The 20,974-nt window shown below is 41.5% G+C and carries 26 protein-coding genes; 4 read left to right on the forward strand and 22 right to left on the reverse strand.

All coding sequences use genetic code 11. The features are described from left to right. Position 1 precedes the first annotated feature (1 nt). From K1I53_RS03035 to K1I53_RS03050, 4 genes are read right to left on the reverse strand one after another with little or no spacing between them, the layout of a single operon-like run. Positions 2-2,056, reverse strand: a complete 2,055-nt coding sequence (locus tag K1I53_RS03035) for a cation:proton antiporter domain-containing protein (RefSeq protein WP_223328218.1) — start codon at positions 2,054-2,056, stop codon at positions 2-4. 11 nt (positions 2,057-2,067) lie between these two features. Next, positions 2,068-2,322: a hypothetical protein gene (locus K1I53_RS03040; protein ID WP_061452342.1), complete on the reverse strand. Its 255-nt coding sequence runs from the start codon at positions 2,320-2,322 to the stop codon at positions 2,068-2,070. After that, positions 2,315-2,872 carry a tRNA (mnm(5)s(2)U34)-methyltransferase gene (locus K1I53_RS03045; RefSeq protein ID WP_223328220.1) on the reverse strand — a complete coding sequence of 186 codons (558 nt, stop codon included), beginning with the start codon at positions 2,870-2,872 and terminating at the stop codon, positions 2,315-2,317. The genes K1I53_RS03040 and K1I53_RS03045 overlap by 8 nt, the downstream gene beginning before the upstream one ends. Further along, positions 2,856-3,812 carry a TIGR01212 family radical SAM protein gene (locus K1I53_RS03050; RefSeq protein ID WP_223328227.1) on the reverse strand — a complete coding sequence of 319 codons (957 nt, stop codon included), beginning with the start codon at positions 3,810-3,812 and terminating at the stop codon, positions 2,856-2,858. Before K1I53_RS03050 ends, K1I53_RS03045 begins: the two co-directional genes overlap by 17 nt. Positions 3,813-3,903: 91 nt before the next feature. On the opposite strand from K1I53_RS03050, the gene K1I53_RS03055 reads away from it, so the two are divergent. Continuing rightward, complete coding sequence (locus K1I53_RS03055) at positions 3,904-4,269, forward strand: DUF3397 domain-containing protein (RefSeq protein WP_084948887.1); 366 nt, start codon at positions 3,904-3,906, stop codon at positions 4,267-4,269. 110 nt (positions 4,270-4,379) lie between these two features. On the opposite strand, the gene K1I53_RS03060 is transcribed toward K1I53_RS03055, so the two are convergent. After that, the gene (locus tag K1I53_RS03060; RefSeq protein ID WP_223328228.1) at positions 4,380-6,002 is read right to left on the reverse strand and encodes a putative polysaccharide biosynthesis protein; all 1,623 of its coding nucleotides are present in this window, start codon (positions 6,000-6,002) and stop codon (positions 4,380-4,382) included. A 105-nt stretch (positions 6,003-6,107) separates the two neighbouring features. Between K1I53_RS03060 and K1I53_RS03065 the strand changes: the two genes are divergently transcribed. After that, positions 6,108-7,553 carry a UDP-N-acetylmuramoyl-L-alanyl-D-glutamate--L-lysine ligase gene (locus K1I53_RS03065; RefSeq protein ID WP_223328230.1) on the forward strand — a complete coding sequence of 482 codons (1,446 nt, stop codon included), beginning with the start codon at positions 6,108-6,110 and terminating at the stop codon, positions 7,551-7,553. A 36-nt stretch (positions 7,554-7,589) separates the two neighbouring features. On the opposite strand, the gene K1I53_RS03070 is transcribed toward K1I53_RS03065, so the two are convergent. From K1I53_RS03070 to K1I53_RS03150, 17 genes are all read right to left on the reverse strand, one after another. Continuing rightward, positions 7,590-7,790, reverse strand: a complete 201-nt coding sequence (locus K1I53_RS03070) for a CsbD family protein (RefSeq protein ID WP_000051186.1) — start codon at positions 7,788-7,790, stop codon at positions 7,590-7,592. A gap of 101 nt (positions 7,791-7,891) precedes the next feature. Then, positions 7,892-8,542, reverse strand: a complete 651-nt coding sequence (locus K1I53_RS03075; protein WP_223328232.1) for a DUF1803 domain-containing protein — start codon at positions 8,540-8,542, stop codon at positions 7,892-7,894. Beyond that, complete coding sequence (locus tag K1I53_RS03080) at positions 8,526-9,038, reverse strand: YiiX/YebB-like N1pC/P60 family cysteine hydrolase (RefSeq protein ID WP_223328234.1); 513 nt, start codon at positions 9,036-9,038, stop codon at positions 8,526-8,528. Before K1I53_RS03080 ends, K1I53_RS03075 begins: the two co-directional genes overlap by 17 nt. Positions 9,039-9,123: 85 nt before the next feature. Then, positions 9,124-10,059 (reverse strand): manganese-dependent inorganic pyrophosphatase, encoded by a 936-nt coding sequence (locus K1I53_RS03085; protein ID WP_223328235.1) that lies wholly within the window; start codon positions 10,057-10,059, stop codon positions 9,124-9,126. An 85-nt stretch (positions 10,060-10,144) separates the two neighbouring features. Next, positions 10,145-10,429, reverse strand: coding sequence for a GIY-YIG nuclease family protein (locus K1I53_RS03090; RefSeq protein WP_223328237.1), 285 nt, complete (start codon positions 10,427-10,429; stop codon positions 10,145-10,147). Further along, positions 10,419-11,165 carry a tRNA1(Val) (adenine(37)-N6)-methyltransferase gene (locus K1I53_RS03095; protein WP_223328239.1) on the reverse strand — a complete coding sequence of 249 codons (747 nt, stop codon included), beginning with the start codon at positions 11,163-11,165 and terminating at the stop codon, positions 10,419-10,421. Before K1I53_RS03095 ends, K1I53_RS03090 begins: the two co-directional genes overlap by 11 nt. A gap of 35 nt (positions 11,166-11,200) precedes the next feature. After that, a complete protein-coding gene (locus tag K1I53_RS03100; protein WP_223328240.1) occupies positions 11,201-11,560 on the reverse strand; it encodes a S1 RNA-binding domain-containing protein in 360 nt (119 codons plus the stop codon). A gap of 1 nt (position 11,561) precedes the next feature. Then, positions 11,562-12,962, reverse strand: a complete 1,401-nt coding sequence (locus K1I53_RS03105) for a bifunctional Cof-type HAD-IIB family hydrolase/peptidylprolyl isomerase (protein WP_223328242.1) — start codon at positions 12,960-12,962, stop codon at positions 11,562-11,564. Positions 12,963-13,043: 81 nt separating this feature from the next. After that, the gene (locus tag K1I53_RS03110; RefSeq protein WP_223328244.1) at positions 13,044-13,553 is read right to left on the reverse strand and encodes a GNAT family N-acetyltransferase; all 510 of its coding nucleotides are present in this window, start codon (positions 13,551-13,553) and stop codon (positions 13,044-13,046) included. Positions 13,554-13,862: 309 nt separating this feature from the next. Further along, positions 13,863-14,102 (reverse strand): 30S ribosomal protein S18, encoded by a 240-nt coding sequence (gene rpsR / locus K1I53_RS03115; RefSeq protein WP_000068664.1) that lies wholly within the window; start codon positions 14,100-14,102, stop codon positions 13,863-13,865. Between the two features lie 31 nt (positions 14,103-14,133). Beyond that, on the reverse strand, positions 14,134-14,604 hold the full coding sequence (gene ssbA, locus K1I53_RS03120) for a single-stranded DNA-binding protein SsbA (protein ID WP_000609594.1): 471 nt from the start codon (positions 14,602-14,604) through the stop codon (positions 14,134-14,136). Positions 14,605-14,615: 11 nt separating this feature from the next. Beyond that, positions 14,616-14,906, reverse strand: coding sequence for a 30S ribosomal protein S6 (gene rpsF / locus K1I53_RS03125; RefSeq protein WP_001151782.1), 291 nt, complete (start codon positions 14,904-14,906; stop codon positions 14,616-14,618). A 128-nt stretch (positions 14,907-15,034) separates the two neighbouring features. Further along, a complete protein-coding gene (locus K1I53_RS03130) occupies positions 15,035-16,240 on the reverse strand; it encodes an MFS transporter (RefSeq protein WP_223328246.1) in 1,206 nt (401 codons plus the stop codon). Between the two features lie 125 nt (positions 16,241-16,365). After that, positions 16,366-17,709, reverse strand: a complete 1,344-nt coding sequence (asnS, locus tag K1I53_RS03135; RefSeq protein ID WP_223328248.1) for an asparagine--tRNA ligase — start codon at positions 17,707-17,709, stop codon at positions 16,366-16,368. A 13-nt stretch (positions 17,710-17,722) separates the two neighbouring features. Continuing rightward, on the reverse strand, positions 17,723-18,094 hold the full coding sequence (locus K1I53_RS03140) for a VOC family protein (protein ID WP_223328249.1): 372 nt from the start codon (positions 18,092-18,094) through the stop codon (positions 17,723-17,725). Next, on the reverse strand, positions 18,094-19,275 hold the full coding sequence (locus K1I53_RS03145; protein WP_223328251.1) for a pyridoxal phosphate-dependent aminotransferase: 1,182 nt from the start codon (positions 19,273-19,275) through the stop codon (positions 18,094-18,096). Before K1I53_RS03145 ends, K1I53_RS03140 begins: the two co-directional genes overlap by 1 nt. A gap of 9 nt (positions 19,276-19,284) precedes the next feature. Continuing rightward, complete coding sequence (locus K1I53_RS03150; protein WP_223328253.1) at positions 19,285-19,761, reverse strand: cell wall elongation regulator TseB-like domain-containing protein; 477 nt, start codon at positions 19,759-19,761, stop codon at positions 19,285-19,287. A gap of 119 nt (positions 19,762-19,880) precedes the next feature. Between K1I53_RS03150 and K1I53_RS03155 the strand changes: the two genes are divergently transcribed. Together K1I53_RS03155 and K1I53_RS03160 are read left to right on the forward strand one after the other, a co-directional pair. Beyond that, a complete protein-coding gene (locus K1I53_RS03155) occupies positions 19,881-20,327 on the forward strand; it encodes a MarR family winged helix-turn-helix transcriptional regulator (protein ID WP_223328255.1) in 447 nt (148 codons plus the stop codon). 90 nt (positions 20,328-20,417) lie between these two features. Beyond that, complete coding sequence (locus K1I53_RS03160) at positions 20,418-20,966, forward strand: NADPH-dependent FMN reductase (RefSeq protein ID WP_223328256.1); 549 nt, start codon at positions 20,418-20,420, stop codon at positions 20,964-20,966. Positions 20,967-20,974 lie beyond the last annotated feature (8 nt).

The raw sequence follows: 20,974 nt of genomic DNA on the forward strand, positions 1-20,974 counted from the left end.
ACTAATTTCTTCTGACTAATTCCATCATATCATAGGGCAGAGTATTTGCGGCTTCTTTTAGAGAATAATTCTCAAGATTGTTGACATTTTGCCGTAATTTCTTGGCATACTTGGTCGTAATCAATTTCTTCTCTTCGTATTCAAAAATTAACTTACGTTCTAGATAGTAACCTCTTAGCATTTCATCGATATTGTTTGGTTTAATACGATTGATAACACGTTCGACAAAGGCACCACTACCGATAATAGCTGTTTCACGCAAGCGAGACTCCTGCATAAAGCTGATCAGACTACTCTTGTAGATTCCTTTTAGGTTTTCCAAACTTTCGATAATCAGCTCCGTATTCTCCAAATAGAGTTCGGATATTTGATCATAGTCAATAGCTCGAAGATGGCGTTGCTCCTTATCGTTCCAACTACGGAAGGTTTGGCCAAAGGTCAGCAATTCATGCAGGAGAAAACGCAAGATACGGAGCGACACAAGGAAGTAATATGTCAGGCGGGAAGCCACCTTGCGATTGATACTCTGCTCCATATTTTTCAGATAGCGTTGATAAACTTGATAACCACGCTCACCGATTTTCCCTTCCTCGTAAGCCTGCTCCAAACCATCGCTTTCGATACTCAAGATGAGGAGTTTTAAAGCCTCCCAGTCCTCTTGGGCACTTTTGTTTTCTTGACTAAGGATTAGGTTTTCAATTCGACCGTGATAATTATCAATAGCCGCATAAAGGGGAAGTTTATTCTTATGCCCTTCCAGTTCTTTTTCTAATTCTGCTGTAACCTCATTTAAAATCGCAATGTGCATGAGGTAATCTTTGGTTTCCTCTTGTTCCTCAGAAAGGTGGGGAAGAACTAAGAGACCTGTTAAAAAGCTTAATAGCGTGACACCTGCTACTAGAAAAAGTAAGAGGGGATACTCCTGCTCTAGATTGCTTGGTATGAGAAGAATGGTTGCAATAGATACTGTTCCTTTTACACCAGAGAAGGTCAAAAGAAGCATATCCTTCATGTATTTACGGAGACTTTTCTTGAGGCGGCTTGTTCTCCAAACATAGAAGCCATAAATCATGACAAAGCGAATTGCAAAAAGTAAAAGTGTCAGCAAAACAACCGATACTAATAGTAGTAAGGGGTTATAAAGGGGATTGGTCAGGATAGGTTCTGCTATCATTTCCAATTCCATTCCCAAGATGACAAAGACAGAACCATTGAGCATAAAGGTCACGGTATGCCAAACAGTATCTGTAACAGTATCTACCTGAGCTTCGAGGAGTGTGATTTTTTTGAAACGACTGGCCTTCAAAATCCCTGCAACTACAACTGCGATAATCCCTGAAACATGGATTTCTTCAGCGATAAAGAAGGTCATGAGAGGTAAACTCAGTTCAAGCAAGAGTTCACTCGCTATATCAGTCGCTCGCACACTCAGTAAAAATGTATGCAAGAAACGATTGATCATTGCCGTCACAAAACCGACTGCAAAACCACCAAGGATCGAAAGCGCTAGGGATGTTCCAGCCTGACTGAGGGAAAAAGCGCCAGTTGTCCATGCAGCCAGTGCCACCCGAAAGGCTACCAAGCCCGAAGCATCATTTAGAAGTCCTTCTCCTTTGAGAATATTGGATACCCGTTTTGGAAAACGAAAACGCTCAGAAAGAGAAGCAAAGGCTACCAGATCCGTCGGACCAAGTGCTGCCCCAACAGCCAAACAGGCAGCTAAGGGAAGACTGAGCCAAAGGAAATGAGCCAAGGCTCCCAAACTCAAGGTCGAGATGAAAATCACTGGAAAGATTAAGTAGACAATGATGCGCCAGTGTTTTAAAACAGATGTAATATCGGCTTCTTCTGCCTCTCGGAAAAGTAAGGGGCCAATAACCATGGCCAGAAACAGCTCTGTATTGAGATGAAAGTCAGTATTGGGCAAAAAAAGACCAATGCCAAGCCCCAAAAGGATTTGTACTAGGGGGAGGGGCAAAAAAGGCAAAAGTTTATTGGTCGTAGTTGAAACGATTAAGACTAATAAAAATAGAATCAGGTAAATTAGTAGTGTCATCTAGACCCTCCTTAGTCTTTTTTACAACAAAATTCAAACATCTCCTTCTGCTCTTGGATTTTCTGATCAATCTTGGAACAGTCTTTGTGCTCAATTTTTTTCTGACATCGTTCCATTTCAAGAGCCACTAGTTTTTTCTTGATTTTAAGCATCTTTTTGCTCATATGTGCTTCGTCAAGTACTCCGACCGCTCGCTCGTGTTGAGTTGACTCAACAAAATTTTGGCGCATTGCCTCAAGCTTCTCACGAAGGTATTGTTTATCCATGTCTATACCTTTCTAATTTTTCAATCATAACTAAAAACGGTGGATTGTTAACTTGGTTGAGAGTCCGATAAATGGCAACTGTATACTCTTGTTGGTTCAACTGGCTAACAAAATTCAATACAGCATCCCTTTCGATGTCTCCTCCCTCATGACCATAGTAAATCATAATGGCAATCCTTCCACCCTTAACAAGTAAATGACAAAGCTTTTCCAGTGCTTTAATGGTGGTCTGAGGTCGAGTGATGACTGATTTGTCAGCAGAAGGCAGATAACCCAGATTAAAAATCCCTGCCTTAGCTTCTGTCACAAACTGGTCTAGTGTCTCATGACCTTGCAAGATTAACTGGGCATTTGTCATTCCAGCCTGATCCAAACGGTCTCGCGTCTTCTCCAAAGCCTGCTCCTGGATATCAAAGGCATAGACTTGCTTGGCTAGCTTGGCTAAAAAAAGCGTATCGTGACCATTGCCCATGGTTGCATCCACTACGATATCATCCTGAGTCACAACCTCAGCCAAAAAATCATGTGCCATCTCAAGTGGTCTTTTCATTTTCAAACTCCTGTTTTACAGCCTTGCATCCTTGAACACTTCCGCGGCGTCTCATTTCAGTTTCAATAGCATTTAGCACTTCCCATTTATTGAGGCTCCACATGGGACCAATCAGCATATCTCTAGGTGCATCTCCTGTAATCCGATGGATGACGATATGCTTAGGAATGATTTCCAGTTGGTCACAAATGACCTTGACATACTCGTCCTGGCTCATCAGTTGCAAGCGTCCTTCGTGGTAATCTCGCTGCATCCGTGTATTGGTCATGAGGTGAAGCAAGTGCAGCTTAATACCTTGAATATCATTATCCGTAACACAGCGACGGACATTTTCAATCATCATCTCATGAGTCTCACCGGGCAAACCATTGATCAAATGGGAAACAATCTCAATCTTGGGATATTTCCTCAAGCGTTTTACTGTTTCAACATACAATTCATAAGAATGAGCACGGTTAATCAGGTCAGAGGTTGCTTCATAAGTGGTCTGCAGGCCCAATTCTACCGTCACATGCATGCGTTCCGATAACTCAGCCAAATATTCGATGGTTTCATCGGGTAAACAGTCTGGGCGTGTTCCGATATTGATTCCCACAACACCCGGTTCGTTGATGGCTTGTTCATAACGTTCCCGAATTACTTCCACCTTTTCATGGGTGTTGGTAAAGTTTTGGAAATAAACTAGATACTTTTTAACATCTGGCCATTTGCGATGCATAAAGTCAATTTCCTTATAAAATTGATCACGGATAGGGGCATCCGGTGCTACAATGGCATCTCCAGAACCAGAAACCGTACAAAAAGTACAACCACCATGGGCTACAGTTCCATCCCGATTTGGACAGTCAAACCCCGCATCAATAGGAACTTTGAAAGTCTTTTCTCCAAAAAGTTTTCGATAATAATCATTCAAGGTATTATAAGATTTCATAACCTTCATTATAACAAAAAATACCCACAATCTCAAAAGCCTGACTTTCCTACAAATTCCCTTGTTCCCCATTTCCTTTAGCGTTTTTTTATGATACAATATAGGTATGATTTTAATGAAAATAGCAGCTATTTTATTGTTGGTATTAACCCTCGTGGTCTCCATCATTGTAACAAAGCTTTTTAAACTGAAAAAACTAGGACTGAACTTTGCGGATTTAGCTTTTCCACTTTTGGTATTTGAGTATTATCTGATTACTGCTAAAGCCTTTACCCACAACTTTCTACCGCGACTCGGCGTAGCACTTTCACTCTTAGCAATTCTCCTTGTGGTCTTTTTCCTCATCAAAAAACGAAGTTTTTATTACCCCAAATTTATCAAATTCTTCTGGAGAGCAGGTTTTCTCCTGACCTTAGTCCTCTATATCGCTATGATTGTGGAGTTAATCATGCTCACACCCCAATAAATCCCTAGAACAACTGATTCTAGGGATTTTAATTTATGGAAATTTAAGTGTCAGCTAACCCAGACACTTAACAAAGAGCCAGCATTCCTTTTATTTATAAATCTATTTTGTTAAGATCGTTTAAATCTTGCTCGTAGGCGGTCTGCTTGAGGTTTCCCAATAATCTTATCCAATAGGTGAGTGCCAAGACTCATTAAACCATAGAGTCCTCCCCCGAGACCTCCGATGAGGGCTACATAAAGGAAACTCCAGAAGCGTCCCGTTGGTTGGAAGAAAAATCCTAAAATCCACTGTAGGAAACCAACCAAAATAAACATGACCATTGTCAAAATCATAATCAAAATTGTCCGTTTTAAGATAATCTTACGACGTGCACCCGTCACCTGGCAAATATCTCGGTACATCAGAACATTTGGAATGATGAGACCGATGGTCGTTGAGATCAAGGGACCGTAGCTGTGGAAAATAGCAATGGTTGGGAGCTGCAAGACTAGCTTAGCAAGGGAACCATAGATAAAGTAAAGAACTGCCTTGCGGTTTCGGAACATGGCCTGAAGCATAGGAGACAAGACCATATACAAGCCTAAAATAGTAGACTGTAAAACCGCAAAGACAAATAAGCCCATGGCCAGACTATCTGGCTTACCATAAAAAACTGTATAGAGAGGCTCCCCCACCATGACGACTCCAACCGTTGCTGGTAAGAGAAACATAAAGAGCATGGTCATACTATCTTGAACTAGACGAGCAGCAGCTCTCAAATCACCCTTGACATAATTTTCCGTCAAAAGTGGCAAGCCAACACTTCCAATCGAAACTCCAACAGAAATCAAAATCATAGTAATTTTATTAGGATTGGCAGAGAAATAAGAAAACATGACAACCAAGTCTTCATTGCTGTAGTTGGTAAACCAGGTCATACTATTGATAAAGGTCATCTGGTCTAAAATCTGGAAGAGCTGGATGGCTGATCCTGTCAGGATAAAGGGAATGGCTTCCTTGATGGTATCGACTAAAAGTCGCTTACTATTGATCTTATCTCGTGTTTCAAATACCTTTTGGAGCAGTCCCTCCTTGGAAAGAAAATAAATCAAGACTGCAAAACTAGCCACCATTCCCACAAAGGCAGCAAAGGTAGACTGAGTAACCGCTGATAAGTAATCACCAGAACCCATCTTCATGATAATAAAAGTAGCCAGCAACATCCAGATAACACGGATCACCTGCTCGGCGATTTGGCTCATGGCATAGGGCTTAAGGTTGTTCATCCCTTGGAAGAAGCCTCGGATAACACTCATAGATGGGAAAATCAAGACCGCCCATGCCAAGCTCTGCATGATGGGAATCAGGTCTTTCCCCACACCTGATAAGTCTGCTAACCAGGGAGAAAAGAGATACAAGACCAAGGCAAAGACTAGTCCCAAGCCCGTCATAAAGCCTAGAAAACTCCGAATCAAGGCAAAGCTATGCTCTTCTTCTCGCATAGTATTGTACTTAGCCACTTGTTTAGCAACCGCAACCGGGATACCCGCTGTCGAAATCAGCAAGAACCAAGCATAAATATTGTAGCCCATGGTAAAGAGACCATTTGCCTTGGCGGCATAAGTCCCCATCCAGATATACCAGGGAATAATATAGATAGCCCCAAGGAGGCGACTAATAAAGTTACTAGCTGTTAGCCAAGCAGTCCCTCGCAACATCTGGGCTTGCTGGTGATTGTTTTCGTTAGACATAGCTTCCTCATTCAATTTTGATAACTAGGAAATTTTCCTCATCTTCCATTATAAACTTTTCCTTGTTACTTGTAAATTTACGACTTTCGGTTTACAATAGAAAGTATGATAAAGATTGAAACCGTATTAGATATATTAAAGAAAGATGGTCTCTTCCGCGAGATTATCGACCAAGGTCATTACCACTATAACTACAGCGAAGTTGTTTTTGATAGCATCAGTTACGATAGCCGAAAAGTAAAAGAAGGCACTCTTTTTTTTGCAAAAGGTGCTTCCTTTAAAAAAGAATTCCTTACCTCTGCTATTACACAAGGTCTCGGATGGTATGTAGCTGAAAAGGACTACGAGATCGGTATTCCTGTTATTGTCGTGAGCGACATTAAGAAAGCCATGAGTTTGATTGCTATGGAGTTTTATGGTAATCCACAAGAGAAACTCAAAATTATCGCCTTCACTGGAACCAAGGGTAAGACAACAGCAGCCTATTTTGCCTATAACATCTTGGCTCAACACCATCGCCCAGCTATGCTGTCTACCATGAATACAACCTTAGATGGTAAGACCTTCTTTAAATCTGCCCTCACAACTCCTGAAAGTATCGATCTCTTTGATATGATGGCTCAAGCTGTTCATAACGGAAGAACCCATCTCATCATGGAAGTCTCCAGTCAAGCATACTTGGTTAAGCGAGTCTACGGCCTCACCTTCGATGTAGGAGTGTTTCTCAATATCAGTCCTGACCATATCGGTCCGATTGAGCATCCTAGTTTTGAGGATTACTTCTACCACAAGCGTCTCTTGATGGAAAATAGTCGAGCAGTTGTCATTAATAGCGACATGGACCACTTTTCTGTACTGAAAGAACAAGTGAAACATCAAGAACATGATTTCTATGGTAGCCAGTCGAGCAACCAAATCGAGAACTCCAAAGCCTTTAGCTTTTCAGCTACTGGTAAGCTTGCTGGAGATTATGACATTCAACTCATCGGCCACTTTAACCAAGAAAACGCCGTTGCTGCAGGACTTGCCTGCCTTCGTCTCGGAGCCAGTCTTGAAGACATCAAAAAAGGAATCGTTGCAACCCGTGTCCCTGGACGTATGGAAGTCCTCACGCAGAAAAATGGAGCCAAGGTCTTCATCGATTATGCTCACAATGGCGACAGTCTGAAAAAACTCATCAATGTGGTTGAAACTCATCAAACTGGAAAAATAGCTCTGGTTCTCGGTTCGACTGGAAACAAGGGTGAAAGTCGTCGCAAAGACTTTGGCCTCCTCCTCAATCAACACCCTGAGATTCAAGTCTTTCTCACAGCTGATGATCCCAACTATGAAGATCCAATGGCGATTGCAGAGGAAATCAGTAGCTATATCAGTCATCCTGTTGAAAAGATTGCTGATCGTGAACAGGCCATCAAGGCGGCGATGACCATCACAAATCAAGAACTTGATGCCGTGATTATTGCAGGTAAGGGAGCTGATTGCTACCAGATTGTCCAAGGAAAGAAAGAAGACTATCCTGGAGACGCAGCTATCGCAGAACGTTATCTATAAAATCAAAAAATCAAGGGAAGCTTTCCCTTGGTTTTTTTAGTCTTCCTTCTTAAATGAGTTTTTAAGCCCTTCAACGGCACCTTCTACAGCGCCTTTAGCATCTTCAACAACTTCTTTTGCTTTCGCAACTGTTTTTTCTACAGTACCTTCTGCTTCTGTTTTGCTATCGCCAGTAACTTTACCAAATCCTTCTTTGATAGCACCAGTTGCTTGTTCCAATTTATTTTCAAGTGACATAGCTCTGTCTCCTTTGCTTTTAATACGATAAATGTTATCGCTTACGTTCAGTCTATGCTTATTCTTTAGTAAAGTCAAACAATCTGCTCAAAATGAAGCAATTAAGGTAAATAGAAAGTCAATCGTTCCTTGTCGAAATTAACAACCAACTCATACTTCCCTTCTTCGTTTTGCACAACATAGCCCAAGACGACTAGACTCTCAACGAAGATATCACGACGTTTCTGTATCAGTTGGTCTTTTTTGAGAAACTTCAGTAAAAAGGTCGTCATATACTTGAGGGCATACTCAGGATTGACATCTCCCAAAATGGCATAGAGTTCCAGCTGTTTTTCTGTCAAAGGATACTGATATTTGACCTTGTAGAAATAATTAGACAGGGTCATTTTTTGTCTTGCAAAGTCCGTCTTTTCGACTAGAATGGCTGCATTGGTTTGATTGCGCAATTCCGTTTCAAAAGTCTTCTCCAGCAAGGCTTGATAGATTGGACTGTCCTCTCTTATAAAAATTTCTTGGTCAAATGTTAGGTCATCAATTGATTCTAGAAAAGGGAGGTTGAGTGAATAGCGTTTATTTTCCCTTAGGATCAAACCTGCCTTAATATACTCTTCCATGAGCTTATCAACTGCTACATCTGGAAACTGAGTCTTGATTTCCCGAAGAATCACATCGTCATGCTGGTCCAGATAGTCAACCAAATCTATAAAAAATGGCTGTCGAGTCAAACGGGAGGGATTAAAAATCTGAATCATGAAGATTCCTTTCTTTACATTTTAAAAGGAGGGATGCTGCTAATTGACTGGGATTGGTCCCTGGTTGATTCACAGGCACAGGAAGTTCGAGTTTCCTGTAATATTCCCTCCAGAAATCACTAATCTCCTGCTCCCCGTCCCCAAATTGCATGGGAATAGTTTCAAAAATCGGTAGGATTTCAGAGATGTACTGAGAGCAGTAAAAACCAGATCCATCTGGATAAAAAGAAGCATTATAGGGAGCTCCAAGATGCTTGCAAGCCTTCTCCTTTACCAAGTCAGTTTCCAGCTCTGGATAGGTGTAGAGATCGTAGAGATGAGTCGGTTCAAAAAATTCAGCCGGTTCTTGACAGACGACCCCTGCTTGCCCACTAGCATGGTAGATCAAACCGTCCAAAAAGATAGCAATATGGCTATAGTTGCCTGTGGAAGTCTGGATAGCCTGTCCCATGTCCGACTCATCTCTCACAAAAATCAAATCACCATTTTCTAACATCTTTCTCTCCTAGAAAAAAAGGAGCCGAAACCCCTTTAGTTATATGGAAACAAGTGCTTCCACGTTTCAATCATCACTCAGACTGTTAGCCATTAAAGCTTTCAGTCAACTGAGGTACCACTTGTTTCTTACGTGAAACAGCACCTGGAAGGAAAGCGTGGTTGTTTTCAAGTTTGAAGTTGAAAGCTGCTTCCACCTTGTCCATGTTTGATCCTAGAGCCAAAATTTCTGAGTTTGAGTTGACGATGTCTGTAATCATCAAGACAAAGTCAGAGTAGCCGTTTGCCACATTAGCCGCTTGCATTGCTGCTTCGATTTCTGATTGGCGTTCCAAGACTTCAGCAATATCAACCGTATTCACTTGGGCAACACGAACTTTATTTCCGTTGAGTTCAAAAGTCTTAGCATCGATGTCAATCAATTCTTCAGCAGATTTACTAGCCAAGTTTGTACCAGCTTTCAGCATAGCAAGACCGTACTCTTCCAAGTTGACTCCAGCTAATTCAGCCAATTCAGGCGCAATCACTTTATCAGATGGGTGAGTTGTTGGTGATTTCAAAAGAAGGGTATCTGAAATCAAACCTGAAAGCATCAATCCTGCGATTTCTTTAGGAACTGTTACACCGTGTTCTTTGAACATACGGTATACGATAGAAGATGCTGATCCAACTGGCTCCAAACGCATGTAGAGCGGACTTGCAGTTTCAAAGTTAGCCACACGGTGGTGGTCTACAACACCGTAAACTTCTACTTCAGCGATATCTGACACTGACTGTTGGAATTCATTGTGGTCAGTTAAGATAACTTGCGCTGCACCTTCTGCTTTAGCAGATGTGATAACACGCGGTGCTTCTACACCAAAATAGTTCAAAACAAAAGCTGTTTCTTCATTTGGAGTACCGAGAGCTACTGCTTCCGTGTCCAATCCATAAGCTTCTTTTGCAAGGTAAGCAAAGGCTACAGATGACCCGATGGCATCTGAGTCTGGATTTTGGTGACCAAATACTAGAATCTTAGACATGATAATACCTCATTTAATTTATTCATCTTATTGTAGCACTTTTTTCCTCTTTTGACAAAAGTAAGAGGAGCCAAAAGACTCCTCATTAGATATCAATATGGTTGACTAAATTTTTCTCTTGATTTTCAGATAAAAATCGTTCTTTCTTTGGACGTTTCTTGCGTTTGAGGAGAGCCTCTGCAGACATGGCTTCTTCCTTACTGGCAAAACCCTCTACATAGATGAGTTTGACTGGCAAGCGAGCTCGGGTATACTTGGCTCCCTTACCACTATTATGAACGGCAAGGCGCCTCTTCACATCCGTTGTATAGCCCGTATAGTAAGAACCGTCGCGGCACTCCACCACATACATATAGGCCTTATGATCCATAGTAAATCTCTTGAATTTCTGGCGTATAAGAACCATCATCATTGTGAACAATGAGTGGTGGCAGGACCTTGAAGCCACTTGTCGATCCATCCTTGATAGCTTCGATTAAGAGCATATTGGCCTCCTTCTCACGTTTCGGATAGACAAATTGCAAGCGCTTGGGTGCCAAATTGTGGTGTTTGAGCATATCTAGGATATCCAAGAGCCGATCAGGACGATGGACCATGGCCAAACGGCCATTAGACTTGAGAATACTCTGAGCACTTCGACAGATTTCTTCTAGGTTAGTCGTAATTTCGTGTCTGGCCAGAAGGTAGTGCTCACTCTCGTTGAGATTAGAATGCGGATCCACCTTGAAATAAGGTGGATTACACAAAATCATATCTACCTTACTTCCCTGAATGTGGGCAGGCATATTTTTCAAATCATCGCAGATGACTCGCATCTGCTCTTCCAAGCCATTCAACTGAACCGAACGCTCTGCCATATCCGCCAAGCGTTCCTGAATCTCTACAGATAATATCTGTGCCTGAGTACGAGTGCTAGCAAAAAGTCCCACTGCACCATTTCCAGCACAAAAGTCCACAATTAAGCCCCGTTTAGGGAAGCGAGGAAAGCGTGATAAGAGGACACTATCTACCGAATAGCTAAACACCTCTTTGTTTTGAATGATCTTGATATCTGTCGAAAAGAGCTGATTGATTCGCTCTCCTGGTTTTAATAATTGTTCTTGCATATATGATTTTAATAAAAGATACGAAATCTAATAGACTAGTTTTTCTCTTTCAAATTGTTAAGGGCTTCCTTTGTCCAGATTGGCATCATTCGCCCAAGTGGTGCAAAACCGTGCTTGATACGATCATTTGAAAAACGTCTCCGTCTTGGTAGCTGGTGTTTTTCTTCTTCCAGAGTGCGAATAGATAGACTGGCTTTACCTGAAAATTCGTCTAAATCAACAACCTGAACTTGCACTTCTTCACCAATTTTCAAAACTTCATAGATATTTTCGATAAATCCCGTTCGAATCTCCGAGATGTGAATCAACCCAATCACCCCTGTCTCTAACTCAACAAAGGCACCATAGGGCTGGATTCCTGTAATACGCCCATTTAGCTTATCACCGATTTTCATCTTAGTCCTCAATTTCAATCGTTTCAATTACTACATCTTCAACTGGTTTGTCCATAGCGCCTGTCTCAACAGCTGCAATGGCATCCAAGACTGCAAACGATTCTGCATCTACCAATTGCCCAAAAACAGTATGGCGACGGTCAAGGTGAGGAGTTCCACCTTGCTCGGCATAAATCTCAGCGATTGGTTCAGGCCAGCCACCACGCGCAATCTCTTTCTTAGAGTATGGCAAATGTTGGTTTTGAACGATAAAGAACTGGCTACCATTGGTATTTGGACCAGCATTGGCCATAGAAAGGGCACCACGGATATTGTAGAGTTCTTCTGAAAATTCATCTTCAAAAGAGTTGCCGTAGATTGATTCTCCCCCCATACCAGTACCGGTTGGGTCCCCGCCTTGAATCATAAAGTCCTTGATAATTCGGTGGAAAATCACACCATCATAGTAACCGTCTTTTGACAGAGCAACAAAGTTAGCCACTGTTTTAGGAGCATGTTCAGGGAAGAGCTTGATACGCAAGTCTCCGTGATTTGTCTTAATGGTCGCAAGAGGACCTTCTACTGTTTCAATTTCTACTTGTGGGAAATGCAATTCTTTTTCTACCATACCAAATCCTTCTAAGGCATCAAAAATGCCATCTTCTTCTACTGTTTTTGTAATATAATCTGCTTTTTCTTTGATCTTTTCGTGGGAAACACCCATAGCAATACTAATTCCAGCATAATCAAAGAGTTCCAAGTCATTGAGACCATCCCCAAAGACCATAACATTCTCTGGTTTCAAACCTAGATGTCCTACAATCTTGGCTACACCAGTTGCTTTGGATCCTGAAATGGGCACGATATCAGATGAATGTTCATGCCAACGAACCATGCGAAGTTTACCAGAGAGACTATCTGGTAAATGCAAGTCATCTCCTTTATCTTCAAAGGTCCACATCTGGTATATATCTGCTTTTTCATGAAAGTCAGGATCCACACCCAAGTTCGGATAAATCGGATCAATAGCCTCACTGATCAGTTCTGTTCGCGTGGAGAGTTTGGCGTCATGACTTCCAACTAATCCATATTCAATCCCCTCTTGCTTGGCCCAAGAGATATACTCCTCAACATCTGATTTGTCAATCTGATGTTGATAAACGACATTTCCTTTTTTATCTTCTATGTAGGCACCATTTAAGGTTACAAAAAAGTCAGGCTTGAGCTCACGAATCTCTGGAACAACACCAAAAATACCACGCCCAGAGGCGATTCCTGTTAAAATTCCTTTTTCACGTAACTGTTTAAAGACAATGGGAATCGTAGCTGGAATAAAACCTGTCTTTGACGTACGCAGGGTATCATCAATATCAAAGAAGACAATCTTAATCTTCTTTGCCTTGTATTTTAATTTCGCATCCATCTCTCTACCTCTTTCAATCTAACTCTTTCCATTATACCATAAAGTAAAGAAATCCCATATCTTCAAAAAGTTTGCTACCTCTTATTCAAATTCTTTGGATAAATACAAAACTAAATCATCATTATTTTGAATAGTGGCATTCATTTCCAACGGTTGGTTTCGATACCAAACTCCCGTACCATCTGGAATATAGCCTCGTTTGATGTACAATCTCTGAGCAGGTCCATAACCTGAATGGAGCCCAACACCAAGCGTCACCTTATCCGATATGAGCTTAACTCTTTTTTCCGCTTCTTCCAGCAAGAGATTTCCAATACCTTGATTTTGAAAAGGCTCAAAGACATTGAAATCTGAAAGTTCTGGATAGATTTCTGCAAACGGTCCTTGCTTGGCAATTGGTAAAATTGTGATATATCCCGCTAAAGCACCCTCAACCTCCGCAACTAAGACTTCTCTCTCCCCACATTCTTGTTCAAGAAAATATCTAGCCAAAATTTCTCCTCTACCCGGCCAACCTTGATTGATAAAACCTTGGGATAGATCTTTAATGTCAGATTCTTGCATTTTTCTAATTGAACATATTGTCTTCATAAGCTGCTCCTTTAAAGCTTTCTCCTATCATTATAGCACGAGAATGAAGAGAAAAAGAAAAAGAACTAGCTGGCTAAAATTAAAATCCTACTAGATCCAAAAGTAACTGTCTCTAACAGATACCCATAAAAATCTGAAAAAGAGGTCCCTCGGACCTCAACTCGCTTTCACACTTCCATACTTGTGAAAAAAAGACCCACTCGGGTCTGCAAAAGAGGTCCACCCGGCCCCAACTCGCTCCCTCATTTCAAAGCTCGTGAAAAAAAGACCCGCTCGGGTCTGAAAAAGAGGTCCACCCGGACCTCTTTTTTAATCTTCGTTTACGAAAGGCATCAAAGCCATTACGCGAGCACGTTTGATAGCTGTTGTTACTTTACGTTGGTTTTTAGCTGAAGTTCCAGTTACACGACGTGGAAGAATTTTCCCACGTTCTGAAACGAAACGGCTAAGAAGCTCAGTATCTTTGTAATCAACATATTCAATTTTGTTTGCTGCGATGTAATCAACTTTTTTACGGCGTTTGAATCCGCCACGACGTTGTTGAGCCATGTTTTTTCTCCTTTATAGTTTTAATTGTCCATTAGAATGGTAAATCATCATCTGAAATATCCAACGGATTGGTTGCTCCAAATGGATTTTCATCACGTGAAAAGTCAGGTACTGATTGTGTAGGTGCTGTATAACTAGCAGTTGGTGCAGAATAAGCTCCACCTGTATGTCCTTCACGCACGCTACGGCTTTCCAACATTTGGAAATTGTCAGCCACGACTTCTGTTACGTAGACACGTTGTCCTTGCTGGTTATCGTAACTACGAGTCTGGATACGACCAGTGATCCCGATAAGAGAGCCTTTTTTAGCCCAGTTAGCAAGATTTTCAGCCTGTTGGCGCCACATAACGACATTGATGAAATCAGCCTCACGTTCGCCATTTTGACTCTTGAATGTACGGTTTACTGCAAGAGTAAAAGTCGCAACTGCTACATTTGATGGGGTATAACGCAACTCAGCATCACGTGTCATACGCCCTACAAGTACAACATTGTTAATCATAATTTACCTTCTTACGCGTCAAGTTTGACGATCATGTGACGAAGAATGTCAGCGTTGATTTTTGAAAGACGGTCAAACTCTTTAAGAGCTGCGTCGTCGTTTGCTTCAACGTTAACGATGTGGTAAAGTCCTTCACGGAAATCTTGGATTTCGTATGCAAGACGACGTTTTTCCCATGATTTTGATTCAACAACAGTTGCACCGTTGTCAGTCAAGATAGAGTCAAAACGTGCTACCAAAGCGTTTTTCGCTTCTTCTTCAATGTTTGGACGAATGATATAAAGAATTTCGTATTTAGCCATTGATATGTTCCTCCTTTTGGTCTAATGACCCCTAGTCATTGCAAGGGGTAAGTGAGGTTTGCTCACAATAAACTATTATACTAGAAAAGCTAGTAGATGGCAAGAGAAAAATGAAAAAACTATCTCTATTATTTAGAAATAACATGATCTTTCAGTTCCAAATCTCTGACCATCTCTTTCAAAATGAATATTAACAAAAAGCCTGCTAATACTAAAAAGAAGCCCAAGTAAAGGAAGGCTACTACAAATCCTAGATAGTCAATCAACCACCCCGTTAGAGGAAAAATAACAATCATACTCAGGCTGAACATCATGGAGTAGACACTTAGCATGGTTGCCCGTACCTCACTCGGGAGTCGCTTTTGTAAATCGTTGTCAAAAATCGGTTGAAAGAGAGCATATAAGGCGTTACTAATCAAATAAATCAAAATATAAATCAGAGATGTGCCAAAGTAGGAAAGCAAGTAAGTCACTCCTGTCAAGAGCACAAGAATTGGAAAGAGCTTTAAGGCTGAATACCTCTTTCCAATCTTACTTGCTAGATAAACTGCCCAGATATTCAAAACACTGCCCATCAGCATGACTATCGAAATCTGCCACCCTTCTAAGTCAGGCAGTTGATTTTGATAGTAAAAATAAAACATGCACATCAGTGTCCCGATGATTTGGGAAAGAATCATCCAACTAAAAAGACTGGGGTTTCTCCGCAACTCCTCTTTGACAGTCCAGATTATTTTTTTCATTGTCAGACGCTCAGATTTTTGTGCTTTAACACTAGGCTCTTTTAGCATCCAAGTTAGGAAAAGAACGATTATCGAAGTAACAATCATGATATAGTAGGTCAAGTGCAATTGACCATGGACAAAAAATCCCGCTAAAACAGTCCCCAAAGACCGAGTTCCTTCTGCTACTCCTGACATAAAACTTGAGATAGACAAATAGCACTCTTTTAATTCAGCCTCCACAGCCGAATCATAAACCATGGCTGCACTCGTCCCCGAATCAAAATTATAAGACAAGGCACTCACCACCATAGCGAGTGCATAAATCCAAAAATTACCTTGCCCTACTAACATGAGAATAGACGACGCAATTCCAGCTATTCGGCTTGAATACAGATTGGTTTTATATGAATAGCGGTCAGCTAACATTCCAGAAGGAATTTCACAAATGACACTAGTAGCATGAAAAATACTTTCCAATAAGCCAATCTGCCAAAGTGACATCCCATTTTGACTTAGAAATAAAATCCAAAAGCTGGTAATGCCCAGAAAGGCAAAAAATTCCACTCCAGCCATGAGACCGATATTCTTCCGGTAATTTCGTTTAAACATATTTTCTCCTTTAACAAGTGTATTTGTATCATTGTGCTTGTCACTTGTTAATCCTAACTTTACATGTCCCTCACCTCTTCTTTCTTCTACTTTGAAAAAACGCCCCTGGGGCGTTTTGATTTATTTTACGGTTTAATACGGTGCAACATACGTGGGAATGGAATCGCTTCACGGATGTGTTTAGTTCCTGCTGCGAAGGTTACCATACGCTCAATACCGATACCAAATCCACCGTGTGGAACAGTACCGTATTTACGAAGGTCAAGATAGAATTCGTATTCTGTACGATCCATTCCAAGTTCTTCCATCTTAGCTACAAGGGCATCGTAGTCTTCCTCACGCATAGAACCACCGATGATTTCTCCATAACCTTCTGGAGCAAGCAAGTCTGCACAAAGCACGCGCTCAGGATTTCCAGGAACGGGTTTCATATAGAAGGCTTTGATGGCTGCTGGGTAGTTCATGACAAATGTTGGCACACCAAAGTGGTTTGAAATCCAAGTTTCGTGTGGTGAACCAAAGTCATCTCCATGTTCCAAATGCTCGTAGTCTGCATCAGCATCATTTTCATGCTCTTGCAAGAGGTCAATGGCTTGATCGTAAGTGATACGTTTGAAGGGTTCTGCAATGTAGCGTTTCAAAAGCTCTGTATCACGTTCCAAAGTTTCCAAGGCTTGAGGAGCACGGTCAAGAACACCTTGGAGCAAAGCTTTAACATAGGCTTCTTGCAAGTCAAGTGACTCATCGTGCGTCAAGTAGGAGTACTCCGCATCCATCATCCAGAACTCAGTCAAGTGACGGCGCGTTTTTGATTTTTCAGCACGGAATACTGGACCAAAGTCAAAGACGCGGCCAAGAGCCATCGCACCTGCTTCTAGGTAAAGCTGACCTGATTGGCTCAAGTAGGCTGGAGTCCCGAAGTAGTCAGTTTCAAAGAGTTCTGTTGAATCCTCTGCTGCGTTTCCTGAAAGAATTGGGCTATCAAACTTCATGAAGCCGTTCTTGTCGAAGAACTCATAGGTTGCATAGATGATAGCGTTACGGATTTGCATGACTGCTACTTGCTTACGAGAACGCAACCACAAGTGACGGTTGTCCATTAAGAAGTCTGTTCCGTGTTCTTTTGGAGTGATTGGGTAATCTTGTGATTCACCGATGACTTCGATGTCTGTGATATCAAGCTCATAGCCAAACTTAGAACGCTCATCTTCTTTGACAACCCCTGTCACATAAACAGACGTTTCTTGGCTCAAGCGTTTGATGACATCAAACTTCTCAAGTCCCACTTCTTCACCAAATTTTTCTACAAAGTTTGGTTTAAAGGCTACACCTTGGAAGAAGGCTGTTCCATCACGCAATTGCAAGAAGGCAATTTTTCCTTTTCCTGATTTGTTGGCAACCCAGGCTCCGATGGTCACTTCTTGACCAACATAGTCTTTTACATCAATAATTGTTACACGTTTTGTCATTGTTTTTCCTTTTCTATTCTTCTTTATGGCACACTGCCTCTATGTTATTTCCATCTGGGTCTATCACAAAGGCCGCATAGTATCCCACATGGTAATTTTTACGTTCGCCAGGTGCACCATTATCCTTTCCTCCAGCAGCCAAAGCCGCTTGATAGAAAGTATCTACTTCTTGACAAGTTTGAGCACTAAAGGCAAAATGCATCGGCTCTTGTTGACCAACACTTAGCCAAAAATCACCACCTGGATCCACATTTCGTGGTTCTGTGAAACTAACGACCTGCCCCGTATCAAATTGAAGGTGATAATTTAAAGCAGTTAAAGTGGCTTGATAGAAAGCTTTAGAAACTTCTAAATTCTTTACCTTAAGGGTGAAATGATCTATCATTACACTTCCTCCATAAATTGATGCAAGCGACGAATAGCTTCTTTCAAAGTATCCAAGTCTGTGGCATAGCTGAGACGAACATTTTCTGGTGCTCCAAATCCAGCTCCTGTAATCAAGGCAAGGCCGACTTCTTCGAGAATAGCCGTTGTAAACTCTGTCACATCGGTATAACCCTTCATCCCCATCGCTTTTTTGACATTTGGGAAGAGATAGAAGGCTCCTTGGGGCTTGACAACTTCAAATCCTGGTACTTGGCACAAGAGAGGATAAATAGTGTTCAAACGTTCCTCAAAAGCCTGGCGCATGATTTCGACAGAATCTTGTGGTCCCGTTAAGGCTTCAATGGTAGCATATTGCGATACGGCAGTCAGGTTGGAGGTTGTTTGTCCTGTCAATTTGCTCATAGCAGCGATAATCTCAGGATTTCCCACAGCATAACCTACCCGCCAACCAGTCATGGCATAAGCCTTAGATACACCGTTAATCACGATGGTTTGCTTACGAATTGCTTCTGACAGACTAGAGATTGGAACAAATTCGTTCCCGTTATAAACCAAACGACCGTAAATATCATCTGCTAGGATAAGGACATCATGCTCAACAGCCCAATTTCCGATAGCCAGCAATTCCTCACGAGTATAAATCATGCCCGTAGGATTCGATGGCGAATTGAGAACCAAGACCTTGGTCTTATCTGTTCGAGCTGCTTCTAGCTGCTCAACTGTTACTTTAAAGTGATTGTCTTCCTTGGCTTGGACAAAGACCGGCACACCTTCTGCCATCTTGACTTGGTCTCCATAACTGACCCAGTAAGGTGTAGGGATAATAACCTCGTCACCTGGATTGACCACGGCCATAAAGAAAGTGTAGAGAGAGAATTTAGCGCCTGTGGCAAAAGTAACCTCATTGGCCGCTACGGAATACCCATAGTAGCGTTCAAAATAGGTATTAACCGCCGCTTTTAACTCGGGCAGCCCTGAAGCAACTGTATAAAAGGAAGCTCGTCCATCACGAATGGCTTCCACCGCTGCATCCTGAATGTTTTCAGGAGTATGAAAATCAGGCTGTCCCAAGGTTAAGAAAAGAACATCCTTTCCTTGAGCTTTTAACGCTTTGGCTCTTGCATCACTGGCTAGAGTGACACTTTCTTCCATTTCTAGTACACGTTTGGATAGTTTCATATGCCCTCCTTATTGGATCACTGCTCCTGTTTCAAAATCGACTAGATAGTACTGGTTTCCTGACTTAACTTCCCAAATTGGCTTGTCCTGATAACGACCAAAGGTGATCTTGTCAATGTCGCTAGCTCCTTTTTCCCTCGAAATCGTCGCTGCCTTGTCTTGAGAAATCCCCTTATCAAGCTGATAAACATAAATCTTGTGGTCATTCTTTTCAATTAGCACGGCAATGGCCTCTTGTTTTTTATTATGCCCCAGAACGCTGTAATAAGCTTCCGAACCATTAAAAAAATCAACCTGATCTGCCTTTTCCAATTCTGCATACTGCTTGGCCAGTTTTTCTCCCTCAACTCTAGCATCTTGATAGGGTTTCATGCTGAGCGATACGAGGTAAAGAAAGGAGCTAGTCATGACTAGCAATACTAGAGCAATGCCAATTCCGTACTGTATAAGTAGCTTGTTTTTTGCTTTTTTCTGTCTTAGTTTCACTCGTCTATTTTACCATCTCTCCTCCTTTATTACAAGTGAAGACAGGAACATTCTAAGAATCTTTCCCTATAAAATCTATGTCTCTTGAATTTCTATTTATTTATTGATAGAATACCCTTATGAAAAAATATTTGAAAGAAAAAATTTCCCAAAATCAATTAGACTTGAAAACGGCTATCGTTCTCAATAAAGCGATGCGAAGTTTTAAACCTTATGAAACCAAGGCTGCCAAAGAACACGGACTAACCCCTACTCAATTTTCCGTTCTGGAAACTCTCTATAGCAAGGGAGAACTGCGTATTCAGGATTTGATTGAAAAAATGTTGGCCACTTCTGGAAATATGACTGTTGTTATTCGAAATATGGTTCGAGATGGGTGGATTTCTAGAACTTGTGACCCCAAAGACCGTCGTTCTTTTTTCCTGAAATTAACACCAGCTGGATGCAAAAAAATTGAAGAGGTTCTTCCTGATCATATTAACTCTATTGTAGATGCTTTTAGTATCTTGGAAGATGGGGAAAAGGAGGATTTGATTCTGATTTTAAAAAAATTTAAAGATTTGTGAGCAAAATTATTGCTAATTAGTATTATTTGTTGTAACATAGATAGTAACAAAAGAGTTTGCTCTTTAAATTTTAACTAAAGGAGACACATCATGTCTAAAAAAGTACTATTTATCGTCGGATCACTACGCCAAGGTTCTTTCAACCACCAAATGGCCCTCGAAGCTGAAAAAGCACTTGCTGGAAAAGCGGAAGTTAGCTATCTTGATTACTCAGCTATTCCCCTCTTCAGCCAAGATCTTGAAGTTCCAACTCATCCAGCTGTAGCTGCTGCTCGTGAAGCTGTCCTTGCTACAGATGCCATCTGGATTTTCTCTCCAGTCTACAACTTCTCTATCCCTGGAACAGTGAAGAACTTGCTTGACTGGCTGAGCCGTGCCCTTGACCTATCAGATCCTTCAGGGCCATCAGCTCTTCAAGATAAGATTGTAACCGTATCATCAGTTGCTAATGGTGGTCACGATCAACTCTTCGCTATCTACAAAGACCTCTTGCCATTTATCCGTACACAAGTCGTTGGCGATTTTACTGCCGCTCGTGTCAATGACTCTGCTTGGGCAGACGGTAAATTGGTGTTAGAAGAAGCAACTGCTTCATCACTTGCCAAACAAGCTGACGACCTTCTTGCAGCCATCAACTAATTAAACAA

Origin of the sequence: Streptococcus oralis (genome assembly GCF_019929365.1) — a bacterium.
GTDB lineage: Bacteria > Bacillota > Bacilli > Lactobacillales > Streptococcaceae > Streptococcus > Streptococcus oralis_BT.